Here is a 2,093-nt window from a genome sequence, read left to right as displayed (position 1 = left end):
TTTTTTTATTGGTAGTTGATCAAAAATAGAAATAAGAACAACAAAGATGGTAATTAAAAATACGCCATCAACTGATGCTATACTTACTAATATTGATAGTGATATCAAAAAGAGTAATTTTGTTAATGGATTAATGCGAGTAAAAAGAGAGTCTCTAATTCTCGCAGTAAATATCATTACATCTTCCATGATAGTTCCTCAAAGGAAAGGTTTGGAATAAAGACATCAGCTTTCTTTAACACATTTAATGAATCCTTTGATGGACCGTCAAAGATAATAGAACCTTCTTTTAATAGCAGTGTATGTGTAGTATGGGCTAAAAATCTTTCTGCTTCATGAGTTACAATTGCAAGAGTAACGCCTTTATTATGGAGCATTATTAATGTGTCTAGTAAAGAAAGGACAGAAGGGTAGTCTAAGGCTGCAAATGGCTCATCTAAAAAGATGATATCTGGCTCCATCGCAAGTACACTAGCAATGGCTAGTCTTCTTTTTTCTCCCCCTGAGAGTGTAGCTGGCCTTCTATTTCTAAGCTTTGAAAGCGAAAATAGCTCTAGCATTTCATTTACTTTTGCTTCAATTTTATCATTAGGCCAAAGGAGATTTTCAGGTCCAAACATTAAATCCTTTTCGACAGTTTCCCCAACTATTTGTAAATCAGATTCTTGGAAAACAAGGCCAACAGAGGATAGTCTTTTATTTTTGTTTTTAGTTACATCTTCACCTTTAATATAAATATTTCCATTAGTTGGTTTTCTTAATCCTTTTAATATTCTTAATAGTTGGCTTTTTCCTGCTCCATTTCTACCACAGATTGCAGTAAATGAACTTTTTTCAAGAGAAAAAGAAATATCTGATAATATTTTTTTACTTCCAATTTCAAGTGATAAATCTTTAACCTCTATAACGCTATTCATACCTATGAAAGATATCACTTTTATGTTTTTAAAATCTACCTAGATAATTAAAATAGTGATAAACTCCTTACCAATGCTTAAAAGAACAATAAGTGTAATTATCACATTAATATTATCACTAATGTTTATATATTTAGTTCTCTCTGTCTTACCAGGAGATAGTACTACATATATGAGTGGAGAGAGTGTAATTAATGTTGAAAAGCAAACAGAGTCACTTATTTCTTTTATTAAAAAAGCATTAACTCTTAACTTAGGAACCAGTGCCTTTTTATCTATAAGCGTTAAAGACTTAATTCTTGAGAGGCTGTTACCAACGGTAATACTATCAATTATGTCTTTAGTAATTGCACTTACTATTTCTTTATTTTTTATATATTTAGATGTAATTAAAGGGAAAAAGCTATTATTTGAAGTTTTTTCATCAATAACATATTCCTTTCCTTCTTTTTTAATTTCGTTAATAGCTCTATTAATTTCATCAAAAGCCTTTAGTTATTTTGTAGTATATGATGATGAACATAAAATATTTTCACTTCTTATACCTTCTCTTTGCTTAGGGCTTGTACATGCCCCTTTTTTAATGAAAAACATTAGAGATTTAATAATAAGAGAGAAAGTAAAACCATACGTAACGTTTGCATATTCTAAAGGTTTAGGAAACGTAAAAGTATTCTTTTATCATATTTTGCTAAATATATTAAATGTCGTAATTGTTTTAGTTGATCAAAGCTTTATTTCATTAATTGCCTCTTCTGCAGCTGTGGAAATAATATTTTCTATACCAGGTATTGGTAATTTAATAGTTCAAGCAATTGCTAGACGTGATAGCTTAACCATTGCAGGAGTATTAATACTAATTATATTAATTACATCGTTTTTTAGTATTATTGAGGATATTCTTGATGAAATAAATAAAAGGAGAACGATGTGAATAAGGTTTTAATAGCACTAACTTTGATCCTCTTTTTATTAATTATTACTCCAATATTTTTACCAAATCCTAATTTAATGGATATTAATAATAGCTTAAGTTCTCCTTCTTTAGAGCATATACTTGGAACAGATTCTTTAGGAAGAGATCTTTTTTCACGTTGTATTAATGGCGCTAGAAATTCATTTTTTATTTCTTTTTCTGTTGCTTTGTTATCAACAATTTGTGGGTTTATTATTGGT

The 2,093-nt window shown here is 29.1% G+C and carries 3 protein-coding genes and 1 pseudogene; 2 read left to right on the top strand and 2 right to left on the bottom strand.

Translation table 11 applies throughout. From position 1 onward, the window contains the following. Together SOY52_RS01835 and SOY52_RS01830 are read right to left on the bottom strand one after the other, a co-directional pair. Window positions 1-189, bottom strand: a 189-nt coding sequence (locus SOY52_RS01835; protein ID WP_320847281.1) for a hypothetical protein, incomplete at its 3' end; no start/stop codon positions are given. After that, the gene (locus SOY52_RS01830) at window positions 177-917 is read right to left on the bottom strand and encodes an ABC transporter ATP-binding protein (RefSeq protein WP_320847280.1); all 741 of its coding nucleotides are present in this window, start codon (window positions 915-917) and stop codon (window positions 177-179) included. The genes SOY52_RS01835 and SOY52_RS01830, both read right to left, overlap by 13 nt. A gap of 73 nt (window positions 918-990) precedes the next feature. Between SOY52_RS01830 and SOY52_RS01825 the strand changes: the two genes are divergently transcribed. Continuing rightward, entirely contained in the window at window positions 991-1,851 is an 861-nt protein-coding gene (locus tag SOY52_RS01825) for an ABC transporter permease (RefSeq protein WP_320847279.1), read from the top strand. Then, window positions 1,848-2,093, top strand: a pseudogene (locus SOY52_RS01820) (ABC transporter permease); the annotation flags it as partial. The gene SOY52_RS01825 and the pseudogene SOY52_RS01820, both read left to right, overlap by 4 nt.

Source organism: Bullifex sp., assembly GCF_034103065.1.
Taxonomy (GTDB): domain Bacteria; phylum Spirochaetota; class Spirochaetia; order Sphaerochaetales; family Sphaerochaetaceae; genus Bullifex.
The sequence above is the reverse complement of the archived record's forward strand: the minus strand, read 5'-3'. Positions and strand labels throughout refer to the sequence as shown.